Source organism: Bacillus sp. sid0103 (assembly GCF_019219025.1).
Genome location: NZ_JAHUWN010000013.1, coordinates 154,758 through 171,928 on the forward strand (window position 1 = coordinate 154,758; position 17,171 = coordinate 171,928).

13 protein-coding genes and 2 pseudogenes are annotated in these 17,171 nt (G+C 35.8%); 3 read left to right on the forward strand and 12 right to left on the reverse strand.

Going from position 1 to position 17,171, the window contains the following annotated elements:
• Nucleotides 1–149: 149 nt before the first annotated feature.
• Both KW850_RS16065 and KW850_RS16070 read right to left on the reverse strand, forming a co-directional pair.
• Entirely contained in the window at nt 150–656 is a 507-nt protein-coding gene (locus tag KW850_RS16065) for a hypothetical protein (protein ID WP_218348594.1), read from the reverse strand.
• Between the two features lie 97 nt (nt 657–753).
• Nucleotides 754–1,503 carry a YqjF family protein gene (locus KW850_RS16070; RefSeq protein WP_218348595.1) on the reverse strand — a complete coding sequence of 250 codons (750 nt, stop codon included), beginning with the start codon at nt 1,501–1,503 and terminating at the stop codon, nt 754–756.
• A gap of 187 nt (nt 1,504–1,690) precedes the next feature.
• On the opposite strand from KW850_RS16070, the gene KW850_RS16075 reads away from it, so the two are divergent.
• Nucleotides 1,691–3,103 (forward strand): FMN-binding glutamate synthase family protein, encoded by a 1,413-nt coding sequence (locus KW850_RS16075; protein ID WP_218348596.1) that lies wholly within the window; start codon nt 1,691–1,693, stop codon nt 3,101–3,103.
• 58 nt (nt 3,104–3,161) lie between these two features.
• The gene (locus tag KW850_RS16080; protein ID WP_218348597.1) at nt 3,162–4,571 is read left to right on the forward strand and encodes an FMN-binding glutamate synthase family protein; all 1,410 of its coding nucleotides are present in this window, start codon (nt 3,162–3,164) and stop codon (nt 4,569–4,571) included.
• Between the two features lie 173 nt (nt 4,572–4,744).
• Here the strand turns inward: KW850_RS16080 and KW850_RS16085 are convergent, their stop codons facing one another.
• The 4 genes from KW850_RS16085 to KW850_RS16100 form a co-directional block, all read right to left on the reverse strand.
• Entirely contained in the window at nt 4,745–5,386 is a 642-nt protein-coding gene (locus KW850_RS16085) for a pyridoxamine 5'-phosphate oxidase family protein (protein ID WP_218348598.1), read from the reverse strand.
• Nucleotides 5,387–5,442: 56 nt separating this feature from the next.
• Nucleotides 5,443–6,825 carry a M14 family zinc carboxypeptidase gene (locus tag KW850_RS16090; protein WP_218348599.1) on the reverse strand — a complete coding sequence of 461 codons (1,383 nt, stop codon included), beginning with the start codon at nt 6,823–6,825 and terminating at the stop codon, nt 5,443–5,445.
• Nucleotides 6,826–7,177: 352 nt separating this feature from the next.
• Nucleotides 7,178–8,107 carry a glutaminase A gene (gene glsA, locus KW850_RS16095; protein WP_218348600.1) on the reverse strand — a complete coding sequence of 310 codons (930 nt, stop codon included), beginning with the start codon at nt 8,105–8,107 and terminating at the stop codon, nt 7,178–7,180.
• Nucleotides 8,108–8,477: 370 nt separating this feature from the next.
• Nucleotides 8,478–8,654 carry a TetR-like C-terminal domain-containing protein gene (locus tag KW850_RS16100; RefSeq protein ID WP_218348601.1) on the reverse strand — a complete coding sequence of 59 codons (177 nt, stop codon included), beginning with the start codon at nt 8,652–8,654 and terminating at the stop codon, nt 8,478–8,480.
• Between the two features lie 131 nt (nt 8,655–8,785).
• On the opposite strand from KW850_RS16100, the pseudogene KW850_RS34285 reads away from it, so the two are divergent.
• Nucleotides 8,786–9,004: pseudogene (locus tag KW850_RS34285) on the forward strand (helix-turn-helix transcriptional regulator); the annotation flags it as partial.
• Between the two features lie 74 nt (nt 9,005–9,078).
• On the opposite strand, the gene KW850_RS16110 reads toward KW850_RS34285, so the two are convergent.
• From KW850_RS16110 to KW850_RS34585, 6 genes and pseudogenes are all read right to left on the reverse strand, one after another.
• Nucleotides 9,079–11,124, reverse strand: a complete 2,046-nt coding sequence (locus KW850_RS16110) for a beta-galactosidase (protein WP_218348603.1) — start codon at nt 11,122–11,124, stop codon at nt 9,079–9,081.
• A 14-nt stretch (nt 11,125–11,138) separates the two neighbouring features.
• A complete protein-coding gene (gene gnpA / locus KW850_RS16115) occupies nt 11,139–13,313 on the reverse strand; it encodes a 1,3-beta-galactosyl-N-acetylhexosamine phosphorylase (protein ID WP_308128814.1) in 2,175 nt (724 codons plus the stop codon).
• 48 nt (nt 13,314–13,361) lie between these two features.
• Nucleotides 13,362–14,240: a carbohydrate ABC transporter permease gene (locus KW850_RS16120; protein ID WP_218348604.1), complete on the reverse strand. Its 879-nt coding sequence runs from the start codon at nt 14,238–14,240 to the stop codon at nt 13,362–13,364.
• A 4-nt stretch (nt 14,241–14,244) separates the two neighbouring features.
• Nucleotides 14,245–15,126: a carbohydrate ABC transporter permease gene (locus KW850_RS16125; RefSeq protein ID WP_218348605.1), complete on the reverse strand. Its 882-nt coding sequence runs from the start codon at nt 15,124–15,126 to the stop codon at nt 14,245–14,247.
• 84 nt (nt 15,127–15,210) lie between these two features.
• Nucleotides 15,211–16,494, reverse strand: coding sequence for an ABC transporter substrate-binding protein (locus KW850_RS16130; RefSeq protein WP_218348606.1), 1,284 nt, complete (start codon nt 16,492–16,494; stop codon nt 15,211–15,213).
• A 289-nt stretch (nt 16,495–16,783) separates the two neighbouring features.
• A pseudogene (locus tag KW850_RS34585) lies at nt 16,784–17,042 on the reverse strand (IS66 family transposase); the annotation flags it as partial.
• Between the last annotated feature and the right edge of the window lie 129 nt (nt 17,043–17,171).

Consider the following 17,171-nt stretch of genomic DNA (forward strand, 5'->3'; position numbering starts at 1 on the left):
AGTCCAAATCGGCATCCCGGAACTGCTGAACGGCACTAAATCTTAGATTTTAGAAATCTAATGTTTAGTGCCGTTCAACAACTTTCAGCATTATCAATCTTATGAAATAATACATTCCATTAATTTATTATATTTCTTTAAACCTCATCTTAATTTTTATTACTTGATAACTCTGTGGTTTTTAAACTAGCTGCTTTCTTAATTGATTGTTCCACAACGTACTGAAAGCCATAGATAATAATCGCCAAAAATACACATATAAAATACCAAGCAGTGTTTTTCATCTTTATAAATTTGACAACTCCAACCTTATTCCCAATGTAAGGCAAAGGAAAAGCGTTAATAAGATCCAATACCATATTTGTCATTAAGTACTTTGGGAAATTCCCAAATGTTAATTTAAAAATCCAAAGCGTTGCTACAAAATAAGGCCCTAATATATATGTAAAATCTATTGGCCCAGGTGATAGAGGATTTTTAGTTATCCACCATTTTTTCCTATAACAGATAAGACTAAATACACATAAAAACAAATTGGTAAAACTTGCAACAGGCAAAAACCTAAAAAAATTTCGTTTCCCCATAAAAGGGACGGTTAGCCAAGGAAGAATTAATGTTGCTAAAGAGAATGCAATTTTTATATTATTCTTACCCATTACGCTCCTCCTTTAATTGATATTATCTATTTCATTATTCTTTAAAGTATCAAATATTATGTTTTTTATTTATACAAAAATTCCGATTGATTAATTTTTACTTGATCCGTCTTTTCTTAATATTCCAGATTAGCGAATCCACACCTGTGGAAAAATGAGCAATCGGTTTTACTTCAGAAAGGTCAAAATGAAAAGGTGTAAAAAGGGTATTCCTGACTATTTCTAATTCTGCTTTTTGTAATGGCCAAGGCTGATGGTGTATCTCACCGCAATAGATGTTGCCCCCGTTATTTGAACTATAGAGACAATATCGCTCAGTAAGCCAATGGTCCAGCGTTCCTTCTTTTGGAAAATAAACTTCCGATACGGGAACGTATTTGCCCTTAAATGAAATAGGAGTATTCGAATTTCCTTTACGAATACTCTGGAAATGAAAGGATTGTCCTTCTTTTCGAAAAGAAATCTGCGCCGAATGATAGGGTAAACGATACCATCTCTTTGCAATAATTAAGGAAGCCCAGTTCTGAACATCAATAGACATAAAATAAATACCGGGTTTGCCATCGCATTTAACATATGTTCTTACATTGATTTCAGGAAATTTAGGGGTAACGGAAACAGCTGATATTCCGCGGGGATAGATTCCCTCTAACACGAATAAAATGACACCTAACCATGCGGAGCCATTAAAGGTGTCAATTTGTAATGAAGAAGGAATATGCGGCCGTAGTTTTTCAAGTGGAATAGGCCAATGCAAGAACAATAGATTTCTCCATGTTTGTCGCATAATCCAATATTTCGAAGGTAATGGCCAAGGACGATGTACAATATCATTCATTATATTCATGAAATGATCCCCCTGTTTTTATATGTCCATAGTTTGGTGGAAAATAAAAATTTAATACGATAGGGATACAAAAAGCTCTACTATTTTTAAAGCATTAACTTGATATTTATATGATTTTCCTGTTTTTGGATATAATAAGAATAGAGGAAATCCTTATTGAAAATATGCAAAGTATGGAGCAATAAACATGTCGAACATTTTTTATTATTTTACTTTTGCAATGGTGACATTTATTTTTATAGTTTTTGTATTCATGCTTTTCGGGTGGCGATGGTTAATGAAACGAATGGTAAAGCAAATGGGAAAAATTATTTTATCCGACAGTTATCAAGAAAATGTAATGGAGTTGATGCCGGGACTCCGGCATATGGGCATTCAAAATATGCTTGAAAATAGCTTGCGTGCTGAAACAGGCGACGTTCTCCACCGCCCGATGGGCTCTTCAAAAAAATGGCCGCATTTAGATCCCATTACTTTTATCCCTGCCCAAACAACACCCTTTCCTATAGACGGAGAAGAAGATGTCGATGTGCAGGTTAGCATTGGGCCAAATGCAAAAAAACCAATGCAAATAAAAATCCCGTTAATGATCAGCGGGATGGCCTATGGGATTGCCCTCAGTGAAGAAGTGAGACTCTCTTTAGCAGAAGCAGCTAATAATGCAGGAACCGCAATTAATTCTGGTGAAGGGGGAGTCTTACCTGAGGAACTAAATAAGGCCGGAAAGTATATTTTACAGTTCTCCAAAACAGAATGGGCAAAGGAAGAAGAATTAATTAAGCGGGCAGATATGATAGAAATTAAGTTAGGACAAGGCGCATTATTTGGGACGGGCGGGAAAATTTCTCCTAAAAATTTAACAGGTCGTGCCCGTGAAGTGATGGGGTTAAAGGAAAATGAGGATGCCGTGATTTATGATAATTTTTTTGAAGATCAAACGCTGGATGATTTGAAAGAACTAGTTGATGATCTTCGAAGCCTGACAGGTGGTGTTCCCATTGGGGCAAAAATGGGGGCTGGCGGGAAAATTGAAGAAGATATTGATCATTTAATTTATATGGGTGTTGATTATATTGCCATTGATGGCGGACAAGCAGCCACACTCGGTGCCCCGCCTATTTTATCTGACGACGTTGGAATCCCAACTCTGCATGCGATTGTCAGAGCTGCCAATTATCTAGAAAAGAAAAACATGAAGGGAAAAATTAGTTTAATTGCCTCTGGAGGACTCCTAGTACCTGGACATTTTTTAAAAGTGCTCGCCCTCGGAGCCGATGCAGTATATGTAGGCTCCGCTATGTTATTTGCCGTCTCACATCCTCAATCATTGAATGCCATGCCGTTTGAACCGCCTACACAAGTTGTTTGGAATCAAGGGAAATTCAAGGATCAATTTAAGATTGAAGAAGGGGTAAAATCAGCAGAGAAATTCTTAACAGCAAGTACTGAAGAAATAAAAATGGCATTAAGAGCAATGGGAAAAAGCTCTTTAAAAGAGTTATCAAAAAAGGATCTGGTTTCTTATGATGAATTGACCGCCAAAATGGCCGGAATTCCGTATTCGTTTAAACCTTGGGAAAACAAAGAAATAGAAACATAATTGTTCATCACTTCGATCCAATTTTTCTCATTTTCTGTAATAATGGAGAAAACTGACTATGGCAAACATATTATTTTATTTGACTTTTGCAATGATGTCCCTATTATTTGTCGTGTTTATATTCATGCTCGTTGGTTGGCGTTGGATTATGAAACTAATAGTGAAAAAGGCTGGAAAAATCATTCTAACTGACAGTTATCAAGAAAATATTATCGAACTGATGCCAGGACTTCGGCATATGGGCATTCAAAATATGCTGGAAAATAGCTTGCGTGCTGAAACAGGAGCTGTCCTTTTTCGCCCGCTTGGCGGCTCTTCAAAAAAATGGCCGCATTTGGATCCAATTACTTTTATCCCCGCACAAACGTCACCGTTTCCCATTGATGGTGAGGAAGACGTAGATGTTGCCGTTACCATTGGACCAAAGGCAAAAAAACCAATGGAAATAAAAATTCCACTTATGATTAGTGCAATGGCATTTGGGATTGCACTTAGTGAACAAGCAAGGCTTTCATTGGCAGAAGCAGCAAAAAAGACAGGAACAGCACTAAACTCTGGGGAAGGTGGAATTTTACCTGAAGAATTAAACTCTGCCGGAAAGTATATTTTACAGTTTTCAAAAACAGAATGGGCAAAGGACGAAGATGTGATTAAGCGTGCCGACATGATTGAAATTAAATTAGGTCAGGGTGCCTTAGCGGGAATGGGCAAAAAAATCCCCCCGCAAAGTTTAACAGGTCGTGCCCGTGAAGTGATGGGACTTAAGGAAAATCAGGAAGCTATTATATATGAACATTTTTGTGAAAATCAAACACTAATTGATTTAAAGCTGCTTCTGGAGGAACTTCGCGTCGTATCAGGTGGAGTTCCAATCGGCGTTAAAATTGGCGCTGGTGGAAAAATTGAGGAAGATATTGATCATTTAATCTTTATGGGGGTTGATTTTATTGCCATTGATGGCGGGCAAGCAGCCATGCACGGTGCACCGCCTATATTATTTGATGACTTTGGAATCCCAACATTGCATGCGGTAGTTAGAGCTGTTAATCATCTAGAAAAAAGAAAGATGAAGGGAAAGATTAGTTTAATCGTTTCAGGAGGGCTTTTAGTCCCCGGTCATTTTTTAAAAGTGCTTGCACTCGGAGCCGACGCTGTCTATTTAGGCTCTTCAATGTTGTTTGCTCTTGCACATGATCAAGTGTTGAATGCACTTCCATTTGAACCGCCTACACAGGCTATTTGGTATGACGGGAAGTTCAAGGATCAATTTAAGGTTGAAGAAGGGGTAAAATCAGCGGAGAAATTCTTAACAGCAAGTACAGAAGAAATAAAAATGGCATTAAGAGCAATGGGAAAACGCTCTTTAAAAGAGTTGTCAAAAAAGGATTTAGTGTCCTATGATGAATTGACCGCTAAAATGATTGGAATTCCGTTTTCCTTTGAACCATGGGAAGAAAAAGATTCATAATCGGTTTCCTGCTCCGAAATTTGAATGGAAGCAGGAAATCCTTCATTTTTCCTGCTTCTTCTTTTAAATTTACTATCGATTCGTTACTCAAGAGAGTATATTATTATACCTCCAACGCACCCTAAAGCATTACGGGACGGGTCTGGCACAAAAGGAATCGTTTCTTCCTTCCATTAGTAGAGTTCGGTCAAATAATCTTCTTGGAGTGCTTTGTCCAAATCTTTTTCGGTCATGTCGTGAATTTTTGTATGGTCTAATAGGATTTTTGCTGCATTTGGCAGTGAATCCTTTTCACTCCATGTTTCTGGTTCCCAAAGGCCTGATCGTTTCATCGCTTTTGCACAATGAATAAAGCATTCTTCCACTTCAATGCAGATCCCAACCAAGGGTTTCTTTCCATGATGGGCCATTCGTTCAAGGAGGATGTCATCTTTCACCAAGCATGCTTTTCCATTCACTCTTAATGTTTCCCCCAGTCCAGGAATCAGAAAAAGAAGACCTGCCTTTGGATTGGATAAAATATTTCGCATTGTATCTATTCTTTTATTCCCTGGCCGGTCTGGAATAATGATATGCTTTTCATCAAGTACAAGAGCAAACCCAGGCATGTCTCCACGAGGTGAAACATCGCAATATCCAGAAGCATCAGAAGTAGAGATTACTAGAAAAGGAGAGCGGGAAATAAAATCCTTACAATGATCGTCTACATAGGAAATCACCTTTTTTCTAACTAGTTCACTAGGTTCCCCTATAATAGAACGTAATTCATCCTCTGTTTCAATTATATCTTTACATGTAAGCTTAGGTATCGGCATTACTACACTCCCCTTCCTTATCCTAGCATTATAACAAGGTTCATCAGTGGTTATTTTTATCGATTTTCACGAATATAATTAGCCACTACCAGTCCACTCTCTACTTGAATACGCACAAGCTTTTGTATCGGAATCGCCGTATAATCAAGCTCACAGTCAAGGTTTTCACAATATTCTTTTAAGAACTGTTCACCTTTTTCGCAGGTTTCCAAGAGTTTGCACATTGCGATCTCTTCTTTATTTTTTTGCTGCCTAAGCCGTTCGATTTCATATTCACAAGTACGAACGGTCAAACCTAAGTACAAGCCATTGTAAAACTTTGCAGCTTGTAAATTATCAAAAATTTCTGCAATGGAAGCATTTTTTTCAAATTCTGGATTACTTTCAGCCCAATTGATTTTGGCTTCACTGCCTTCTCTAATATACTGAATCACTTCTTCTACCAGTTTTACAAATGGGTTCTCTTCACTGATATATGGGCGGACTTCGGTTAGCATCTTATCTAGGCGATCAAAATGGGCTTGTGATTGTTTTACATTTTGTAAAATGGCTTCTTTCCGCGTGATTTCCCCCTCACACAAATCCTCAATCCGAGAATCAAAAAAATAAGGCAGCTCAGTAAGAAGAGTTACACAGTCTGCTACGCCCGATACATAGTCCGAACTCGAAGTGCCATTTTTTATATTTGGCTTCTCACCGCTAAATTTTTCTATGAAATCATAAGCTTCAGCAATGGTCATATTTTTAAAGATAGCTGGAGAAAATTTTGTTATGAAAGGTTCTTCAGGCTCTCCTAAATTTAAGGGGATACCTTGTTTAATAGCTGAATCCCTCAAACTTTCATACAGCTCTGGCAGATCATGTGTTATGTACCAATAAGCTCCCCCAAACCCTGCATTATGGAGGGAATACATAAACTCTGGTTTGATCTCTTGTATTAAGGTCATTAAAGCTTGGGTTTCAGGTAGCGGGTTGTGAAAATGCAGCTCTTTGTAATCAATCGGAAAAGTCCATTCCACCTGTTCATAGCCAATTGGCCGATAATAATTTTTCGTGTAGGTATAAACATTAAACGGTCCTTTGAACCAGTTTTCATTTAGACGAACACCATCAGGATCAATACATTTAATCATGTACCATGTAAAGCCTAATCCCTCCCGTAAATCGTCATTCTCAGCCAAAGCACGAGAAAAGTACTCGAGTGTCATGGCACCAATAGGTTCATTAGGGTGAGGGCAGGCAAAGCATAAAGCATTCTTTGGACCATCTCCAACTTTCAAACATAAAATCGAATGCCCCTTTCGAGATTTTCCTGCCTCAAATACGGTAACGATATCGGGAAACTCATTAGCAAGCTTCCTGCAGCTCTCATCCATTTCATCTACAGTCAGAAAAGCTTTATAATCAGGAACATTAGCAACAACAGATTGAAAATTCATGTAATTGTTTCCTTTCATTTCATTTAAGTATTTCATGGCTTCATAATGTGTCCATGCTTTACGGTAGAGCAACACAGATATATGGTAGCATAGTTTCAAAACAACTTGCATGTATCAATTATAAATTTAACTTGTCCCTTGTTATTGATAATAATAAAAAGGAAAAGGACCAAACCTGGTCCTTTTTGATACACTTCATTTATTAGACATAATCCCATTTGAGGACAATGGCAGGTTTGCGTCAGGAGTCTTTTGCCATTCGATATAATCCCGATAATCCACTAGTCATTCAATAATATCAGTCATATAACAATTTTATTTTCTGGCAGCTTCCTTCACTGCAGCATTAACCTTAAAACATACTCAGTCGATAATTTCTTGATAAAAGTTCCAAAAGTTTAAGACCAGCAACACTGTTCCCTTTTTCATCCAATGAAGGGCCAAAAATTCCAATTCCAAATTTACCAGGAACAGCCCCCAGGATTCCGCCTGATACACCACTTTTAGCCGGAATACCTATTTTGATGGCGAATTCTCCTGATGCATTATACATTCCGCACGTAACCATAAACGTTTTGCAAATTCTTGCTACATCGTCTGGCATAATCCGTTTCCCGTTAAGAGGATCAATACCATCCATCGCAAAAATCATACCGATCCTCGCTAAATCCAAACAATTCATTTCGACGGCACACTGTTTTGTGTACAAATCCAATAATGTTTCAACATCCTCAGTGATGATGTTATGCTGCTTGAGAAAATAGCATAATGCCCGGTTCAAATTAGCCGATTCAAATTCGGAACGAGCTACCTTCTCACAGTAGCCAATGGATGAATCGCCGGCCAATTCCCGGATAAAGCCTAATAACCGATTGAACCGATCCTCCACTGAATCCCCTTTTATCATATGTGTAACGACGAGTGCCCCGGCATTAATCATCGGGTTTAATGGTTTGGCCGGGGCCATTGTTTCCAACTTGGCAATCGAATTAAACGGGTCTCCAGTTGGCTCCATCCCAACTCGTTCAAATACATAGCAATAGCCTCTTTCCATTAAAACAAGAGCTAAGCTAATAACCTTTGAGATACTTTGCAGGGTAATCTTTTTATCAATATCTCCCGCTGAGATACATCTTCCGTCAGGATAATGAATCGCAACGGATAGATCACTAGGATTTGCTTTACCCAGCTCGGGAATATAGTCTGCAACCCTGCCATCTTTTGTATATCTTTTTGCTTCTTCCACAAATCGCTGTAATTCGCCACTTTTTTGACACGGCATAATGTATCACCCGTAGTAGTATGGGCGAATGATAAGGTGCCCATTCACCAGGTATTATGGTTAGAAATAATAATTTTTAAGGTATCGGTTTTCCCAAAAATTTGACCGAAGCATTTTGAAACCAATTAGCTATCAGAAACCCTTCATTTTAAGAAATAATTCCATAATAAAAAACTGTAGATATTTTCTTCTACAGTTTTAATCTTAATATAATAAAGTTGACTCACTCCACATGTCCAGAGTGTATGTGGCAACACATGGGGTGTTGGTGAGGTTTTTATAAAAGCAATCATTTTAAGAGAATCCATCTGTACGTAATATGGTCAGGAAAAGGACATTCCTGGTTGACCTTTTATTATGATGGGCAGTTTTATTTGTACATCGGAAAGATCTGTTGTGCAAAGTAACTTGGACTATAAGGTGTCCCTTCTTGTAACCACCATGATACGATGCCAAGTGTTGAGGAAGCAATTATCTCATTAGGCACCCGAAACGACCGCCCTTTCGCTTTTATATCTTCTGCCCAAAAAGTGATGATATCTAACAATAAATCGAACACTCTTTAGCGAAAATCCTTGTTCTGCAGCATAACATTGTAAAGCCCGCTATTCGATAAAAATGATCAAGAAAAGAGATAAATCTGGCCAGGGGTGAGGGAGATCCTTTCCCAACTATTTTCACAAAAAATTTACAGAAGCCATGGGAGTTACTCCAAATGAATTTGTTACAAAAACTAGGCTTGATAAAGCAAAGGATTTGCTGGTAAGAACTGATACATCAGTTGCAGAAATAGCAGTTCAATGCGGCATTGAAAACACACCTTATTTTAGCTATGTATTTAAGAAACAAATACATTTGACAACTGGAGAATTTAGAAATAAGTATAAATATTTATAAATTCTTCGAAGCTTAAGAATCTAGTAGGTAGTAACCAAAGGTAACTTAATTCTGAATAGTATAAACTCGGGTAGCTAACCCGAGTTTTTTAAAATTAATACATCCTTTGGTTCAATTTCTATTTCATTTTCTAAAATCTCTCCATTGAATAAATCAGTGTATGAGTTTTTTCCAAGTGATACTTTTTGTAAAATATTGCTGTGGTTTAATATAAATATATATTCATTATTTTCCTTCACTCTTCTAGTTATCTCTACCTCTGCATCAGTTTTAAATATAGGTTTAATATTCTTTTCTCCGCAATATTTTTCAATTAATACTTTTATTAAATTGTCCTCTGGTTCCGATGCCACATATATGGCTTTTCCACTTCCATAAGAATTCTCTGTTATTGCAGGTAAGCCTTTATAGTAATCTTCTGTGAAGGTTCCTAGTACAATTGCATTTTCATTGTGAACTACTTCACATATTAATTTACATTCAAACGTTTCCTCATTTTCCTCCAGCTGCTTTTCTACCCTTATTCCATTCTTCATATCAGGATATAGTGCATCAACCTCTTCTACCCATATACCAAGCAGTTCCTTAAAGGCACCTGGATATCCACCAAGTCTTACAATATCATTTTCATCAACAATGCCACTAAAGAATGTTGTTATGAATGTACCGCCCCTACTTACAAATTTATTAATATTTTCTATAGAGGCATCACTAACCATATATAAAAGAGGAGCTATTACTATTTCATATTTTGATAAATCTGAGGTAGGTTCAACTATGTCTAACGGTATATTTAAATCATATAAGGCTTTATAATATTTCATTATTCTATCAATATATGTTAAATCTACACTAGGTCCACTTGAATATTCAACTCCCCACCAATTAGCCCAATCCATAATTATTGCTACCTTTGATTCAGTTCTAGAATCAATTATTTTATCCTGAAGGTATTGTAATTCCTTGCCTAATTTGCTTAGTTCTTTTCCAATCCGCGTATTTTCATGTCCAACATGAGGCACCATAGCAGCATGAAATTTTTCACAGGCTCCTAGAGATTGCCTCCATTGAAAAAACATTATTCCATCTGCACCGTGGGCTATACATTGATAGCTTAACAGCCTCATTACCCCTGGTCTTTTTTGAGCATTATAGGCTTGCCAATTTTGCTGACTAGGTGTTTGCTCCATTAATAAAAAGGGTTTTCCTTTTTTTAATCCTCTTATCACATCATGTCTAAAAGCAATTACACTTGGATGATCTTTATTTGACGGATAACTATCCCAAGAAGCAACATCACATTGTTCTCCCCACCTAAATAAGTCTAACTCATGGCTTATACTCCATATATTAGTAGTAATAGATGTTTCTTTATGATATTTTCTTATTTCCTGCACTTCTCCATTAAAGCATTCTAACAAACTATTTGACATGAACCTATTGTAATCTATAGCCATCGGCTGAAAATAAGTTCCATCTCTTCCTGCTAAAGCTCCTGGTAAAATCTCTGTTAAAGCAGATGGTACCTCAATTTCATCAAAGTCATATATTGTATGACCCCAAAAGCTTGTATACCAACATTTATTTAAATTTTCTAAAGTTATATATTTATTTTTTAACCATTGTATAAAAGCTTGTCTACAATTTTCACAGTAACAATAGGCACCATATTCATTGTTAACATGCCATAACACAATTGCTGGGTTATTTTTAAAATGTTCAGCCATTTTTCCAGCTATAGTACTTGACAATCTCTTATAGTTGGAACTATTTGGACAAAAATTCACCCTTCCACCATGTTTACGTTTGCGACCATAAATATCCGTTCTTGTAATATCCGGATATTTTTTACTCATCCAAGCTGGCTGCGCTGCAGTTGGTGTAGCCATGTTTATGAAAATACCATTTTCATATAGAAGATTTACTATTTTATCTAACCATGAAAAATCAAATTCCTCTTCACTTGGCTGCAATTTAGCCCATGAAAATACAGGGAGAGTTACAACATTTACTCCATGAACCTTCATCTGTCTTATGTCTTCTCTCCAAACTTCTTCATCCCATTGATCCGGATTATAATCCGCACCATAAAAAAAGCCTTTAATTTTATCATTAATCATTGAAATATCGCTCCTTATAGCTCCATACAAATCCATTTTATTTCATAAGGTTTTAGTGAAAGCTTAACAGCACTATTTTTATCTCTGTAAACTTCTGTTTCCTGTACTTTTTCTGAATTATTTATAATTGCCACATTGCCTGTTTGCAGGTATGCTGCACACTCAGTATTGCTGTTTGAAGTATACCAAGTGAACATTTCCTCCTCTTTAGCTGCTGCCCAATATAAAGCTCTTAATAAAATTCTTACGTTTTCTGGTGTATAAGGAAGTCCTGATATATACACTGCTCTACCCTTGCCAAATTCGTTCACAGCTAGATTTATATCTCCATTATCCATTGAAAGAATCTTTGTGCTATCGCTAACCCTATATACATACTTCATTCCTTCGCCAAAATCTATCTTTGACTTTTGATCTTGTAATATAAAGTGGGTCTCCTCTTGAGCCTTATCATGTCTAGTATAACTTAATGTATAGCCCATTTCTCTATCCACACCTAGTATATCTGAGAGCTGGAAGTACTTACCTTGATGCTGATATGCAGTTGGTTCACCTATTCCAATGAATCCGCCTCCATTATGTACCCATTCTCTTAACTTACCTGTTACTTCATCATCTACCCAATACTTATCTCCTGACCATGCTGTGCCAGCATCACCAGCATTTATAATTACACCTATATCTTCCGGTATGCCCTTTTTCTTTATATCTTCAAAGCTCATAAATACCACATCAACTGGCATACCGCTTAAACATTCTATTACCCCTACATAAGAATATATTTTCTTATACCATAAAGCATGTGCCACCATATTAGTCTGCCAGCTTCTAAGCTTTCCCCAAGCATTTAACACAGCTACTTTAAATTTGGCAGTATAAGCTTTGGTTCCTTCCATCTTGTAATGGATTTCTCTAAACTCATTAGTGATTTCTTCTATCTTCTTTACAAACTCTGGAAACTTTAGCGCAAGACTCAAGTATCCACCATAACCCATTCTTTCCACTGGCTTTCTAAGTATTGCACGCCTTGCTTGTACCCAATTTTCTACTGCTTCCTTTGTTGGGTTTCCACCTTCATAAAAGGTATCTGGAAAGAAATATGGTAGAAATCTTCCTTCTGTATATTTTACGTGAGGAATATCGGAAATCAATCTTAAAGTAGCTCCGCTTCCCACAGAGCCTACCACTGAATCTAGTCCAATGTTTCCAAAATAATCTCCATAAGGTTCTGTTCCAATCCAGTTATCACCTAAAAACATCATTGCTTCTTTTCCATAGCTATGACATAAATCAACACATTTTTTAGCATTTTCAGCTACAAAGCCTTGAACAAAATCAATCCAATCTAAAAATTCCTTAGAAGGTACTCTAAAGGGGGAATTATAATATCCTTCATCAACGAAAGCTTCTGCTCTTAGCCTGTAGCCTTTTACCTTTTCAAATTCATCCATGGCCTTTGGACTTACACTAGCACTGTATCCAAACCAATCAACAAACTTTTCCTTTGCTTTGTCATTATAAGCTATTGTGAAGTGGTAAAAAAATGTAGTAAATCTAACAACATCTACACTGGGATTCTCTTTAAGCCAATTATCTAAATAGCTAAAGATATGCTCCCTGGTTTCTTCATGGATTGCATCATAAGGCATCTCCGGTGCTGTAGTCCAATTATTTGTTAGATGATTATACATTTGAGTTGTATCCCAAACTTGATATGCTAAAAAACTCACAGTATATCTATGCCACTTTTTAGCATTGTTGATTACAACCTTTTGAGTGTTGCAATCAAACTCCCAGTGGTTCACATCTAACAACTCGCCACTAGTTCTATCTATAACCTCCCAATATCTTTTAATATCATGGTCCTTATCTATTTCAAATTGTTTATTAAAGTATCCATCTAAAAGGTCTATTTCGAACACCTCGTTTGCAGCGGTATTATGATTAGACATTAAATACTGCATTTGAAGTTGATCTCTATGGGAATAGGCCCACTGTTGATCATTTCTAACAGTTAAATAGGTTGTGTATACCTTTACTGCCATATCCATTAATTCCTTTGATAGTATAGTACCATCACTATTTCTAATGGCATCTGCTCCCCATTTTTCTATAATTCGCTTAACCTCATTATCAATTCCTGTTTCCGCCGGTAAAGTAAATCTACCTTTTCTTAAATCTTCTATCACTGCCTTTTCCTCCTTTTACTCGGAACACTGGATTTTCACTACAACACACTATTCCTTCACAGCACCTGCTGCTATTCCACTAAAAATATATTTCTGGAATATAAAGTAGATTAATAGAGTTGGAATCATAACTATAACCGCTGCTGCACTTAGCATTGGAATAGAAGAAGTTCTAGGATCTTGTATACAATTTAAAAGTAAAGTACTTAAAGTTCTATGCTCCACTCCTGGCATATATAAAAATGGTATATACATGTCATTTAAAACATCAACAGCTTTAAGTATGCCTAAAGTAGCTGTTGCAGGAATCACCATAGGAAAAATTATTCGCCAGTAAATTGTAAAATATGATGCTCCATCCATCATGGCACTTTCATCTACTGAAACCGGTATCTGCTGTAAAAACTGATTATAAATGTATATTTGCATTAAATCTGCACCGGCATATATGAGTATAGGTGCTAAAAGAGTGTCATATACATGAATATTAGTCATTAATCCAAATCTTGATATTTCAGTAACAATACCTGGTATTATTAATCCAACTAGGAATATAGCAAAATATGCTTTTTTTAACTTGAAATCAAATCTAGTTAAACAATATGCAACCATAGTGCTAAGTATAGAATTTATAACAACTGCAGCTACAACCAATATCATGGAATTTTTAAATCCAATAAACACATTTGCACTTTTAAGAACCTCTTTATAATTTTCAAAATTAAGACTAGTAGGTGGTTTAAGTGCTGATTCTGAACCAATCTGAGGTAAGCTTTTAAATGATGCAAAAACTGTAATTAGTATTGGCAAAATTACTATAGCTGATATAAATATAAATAGTAGTATTTTTAGTACTCCTCCTCCACTGACAGATCTCCTTGTAATATTAATAGTGGTTTCCTTTTCTATTTCTAAGTTAGCTTCCATTTTCTCATCCCTTTAAGTTAAATAATTTTTTTTGAATAATGGAGAAAATTATTATTATTATCATCAATACAATTGCCATTGCACAGGCTAATCCAAAATTTTGATATTGAAAGGCTGTATTTATTGTTTGTAATGTAAAAGTTTCGCTAGCATGATTGGGACCACCGCTAGTCATAACATAAGGAATATCAAATATCTGCAAGGCTCCTCTCACGTTCAAAAATAATACTATTTCAACAACAGGCTTTATATTTGGTAATACAATGTGATAAAACTGTTTAAAGGTGCTTGCTCCATCAATAATAGATGCTTCAATCATGTCCGTTGGAAGGGATTGAAATGCCGCTAAAAAAAGTATTATATGGATACCAGAAAATTTCCATATAGAAACTCCAGTAAGAGAATAATTAACAATTTCCGGGTCGCTAAGCCATCCTATTTTATTCATATGAAAAAACTGCAGCATACTATTTAACACTCCATCTTGTGAGCTAAAAAGAAAGATAAACATACATGCAACTGCAACTGTGTTAATTATATAAGGTAAAAATGTAATAGTTTTGAACATCTTACTGCATCTCACTCTATTGTCTAATAAAAATGCTAAAAATAATTCAATAGGTATAAAAAGCAAATGCCCCGCAAAATATACAGCGTTATTTTTTAGCGATACCCATACCTCCGGTGAATCAAATATTATTTTCTTGAAATTTTTTAATCCTACAAAGGTTTTTGTAGGATTCAGTCCATCCCAGCTTGTAAAGCTTAATGCTACTAGATTTATTATTGGGTATATCATAAATAAACTTATTAAAATAGTGGGAATAAATAAAAATGTAACTAGCACTATGTTCTTCTGCATCTTTAAATCATTATTTTTAAACATAACCCGCCTCCTAGCCTGCTAATTAAAAGAAGAATAAAGCAGCTAAAGGCACCTTATTCTTCTTTTAATTAATTATTTTACTTTTTAGTTACCTCTTGCTTTTTTCCATTGTGCATTTAAATCATTCATTATAGAATCTAAACTAGTTTTGCCTGCCACCATCTGTTGACCTATGCCATTAACGTCAAATTTCATGGCATTCTTTACCTTGTTATACTTATCATCATAGAAAACAGTTACTGACTTAGCATCAACACCATCAAAGGCTTGAGCAAAGAATTGATCATTATAACTTACACCCTTCATTGTAGGCTTTATACTAAGAGTAGAAACAAGCTGAGTATAATAATCACCAAAGAACCATTCAAGGAATTCTTTTGCTTCCTTTTGATTTTTACTAGTTTTAGGAACTCCCCAGAAGAATTCAGTCATTGCAGTATTGTAGAATGGATCGCTAGTAGTATTCCTTGTTGGTAATAAGAAAACTCCTAAATTCTCATCCTTACCTCCATTTTGGTTATAATCACTCTTATACCAGGAGCCAGCTGCTAACATACCAGCTTTTCCCGCTACAAACATTGCTCTTTGCTGATCCCAACCATATCCTAATGGATCATCTCCAAAAACCTTAGCATCATATAATTTTTGAATCTTTGTATATGCATTGTAGAATGGCTGTCCTTTTGTAAAAGGATCATCCTTAGTAGCCATCTTGTTGTAGTATTGTCCATCTCCTGCTTCAAGCATTGGCATATATTCATTAAGTGGATAATTTACCCAAGAATCCTTTAAGCCCAATGCAAGTGGTGTATATTTCTTACCATCTTTTATTGTTTGACAAACCTTTATAAACTCATCCCAAGTCTTAGGTATTTCTAAATTGTATTCTTTGAAAATGTTCTTGTTGTAAAAAACAAATTCATTAAATACTGCTTCTGGTAACCCTATTACATTTCCTTTAATCATAGTTTCCTTAGCATATAAATTGTTTTCAGTTGCCTTTAAATCATTTAGAGGTACCATAATATCCCCATAAAGTGAAAGATTTGCTTGTCTAATTGGGAATACATCTGGCAGCTGATTTGCTGTGCTTCTTATCTTCATTGTATTATCATATTCAGTTTTTCCAACTTTTTCCACTTCTATAGTTACATTTGGATGCACCTTTTTATAAGCATCTGCTATCTTTTTAGTTTCTGTCATATACTTATACTCGTCGTCTCCCCAAAGAGCCATTTTTAGTGTTACCTTTTTATCGCTAGCTGTTGATGCGCTCTTTGTATTTGAGCACCCTACAGCAAAGGTGCTTAGTAGTGTTGCTGCTACTAAAGCTAAGCTTAAATTTTTTAATAATTTCTTTTTAATCACTTTTTTTCCCCCTTCACACTTTATAGTTATATTTTAATTATTTTTACAATATCATTGAATGATATATATTAATGTTTTTTTGATTTATATTATCCTCTTGATTTAAACTAGCATAATTGATTAAAGGTAAGCCCGAATTATAAAAATAAGCGCACCTTTCCGGTACGCATCACAAATAGCAGTATATTCTGATTTTTTTCAATCGAATACGGCTTACTTCATTTACTTGCTACATTCTGTCTGAATCTTTTTTGACCAGGGCATGTATTGATCTAAAATTTCAGGGTTTTTCAATGCACCCATCATTCAAGAATGCTTTGAGTCCATTTGCCCTGTTCAATGTGTAGTCAGCTGCTTTCGAGAGTGCGTTTTTTCCGTAGAATGGTGACGTTTCAACCCGTCAAAGGAATTTATTCACAATTGACTTAGAGTATTTTTGCGTTTTTTCTTCGCTTACTCGGAGACAAATGTTTAAATTTCCTTTCAAGTCGATATAAATCGTCACAATAGATCACACCATTTCGTCCATTTTTGCTGTCCGCTTTCAGCCTGTCAACAACGGTTTAAAATTCCCTTTTTTCAACGGAACCAAATTCCCTATTATCAACGTTCTAAGACAGCTGGCTGAATGCCAGCTTTTTGCTTCTCACGAAGCCTATATGAATCTCCTTTAATGT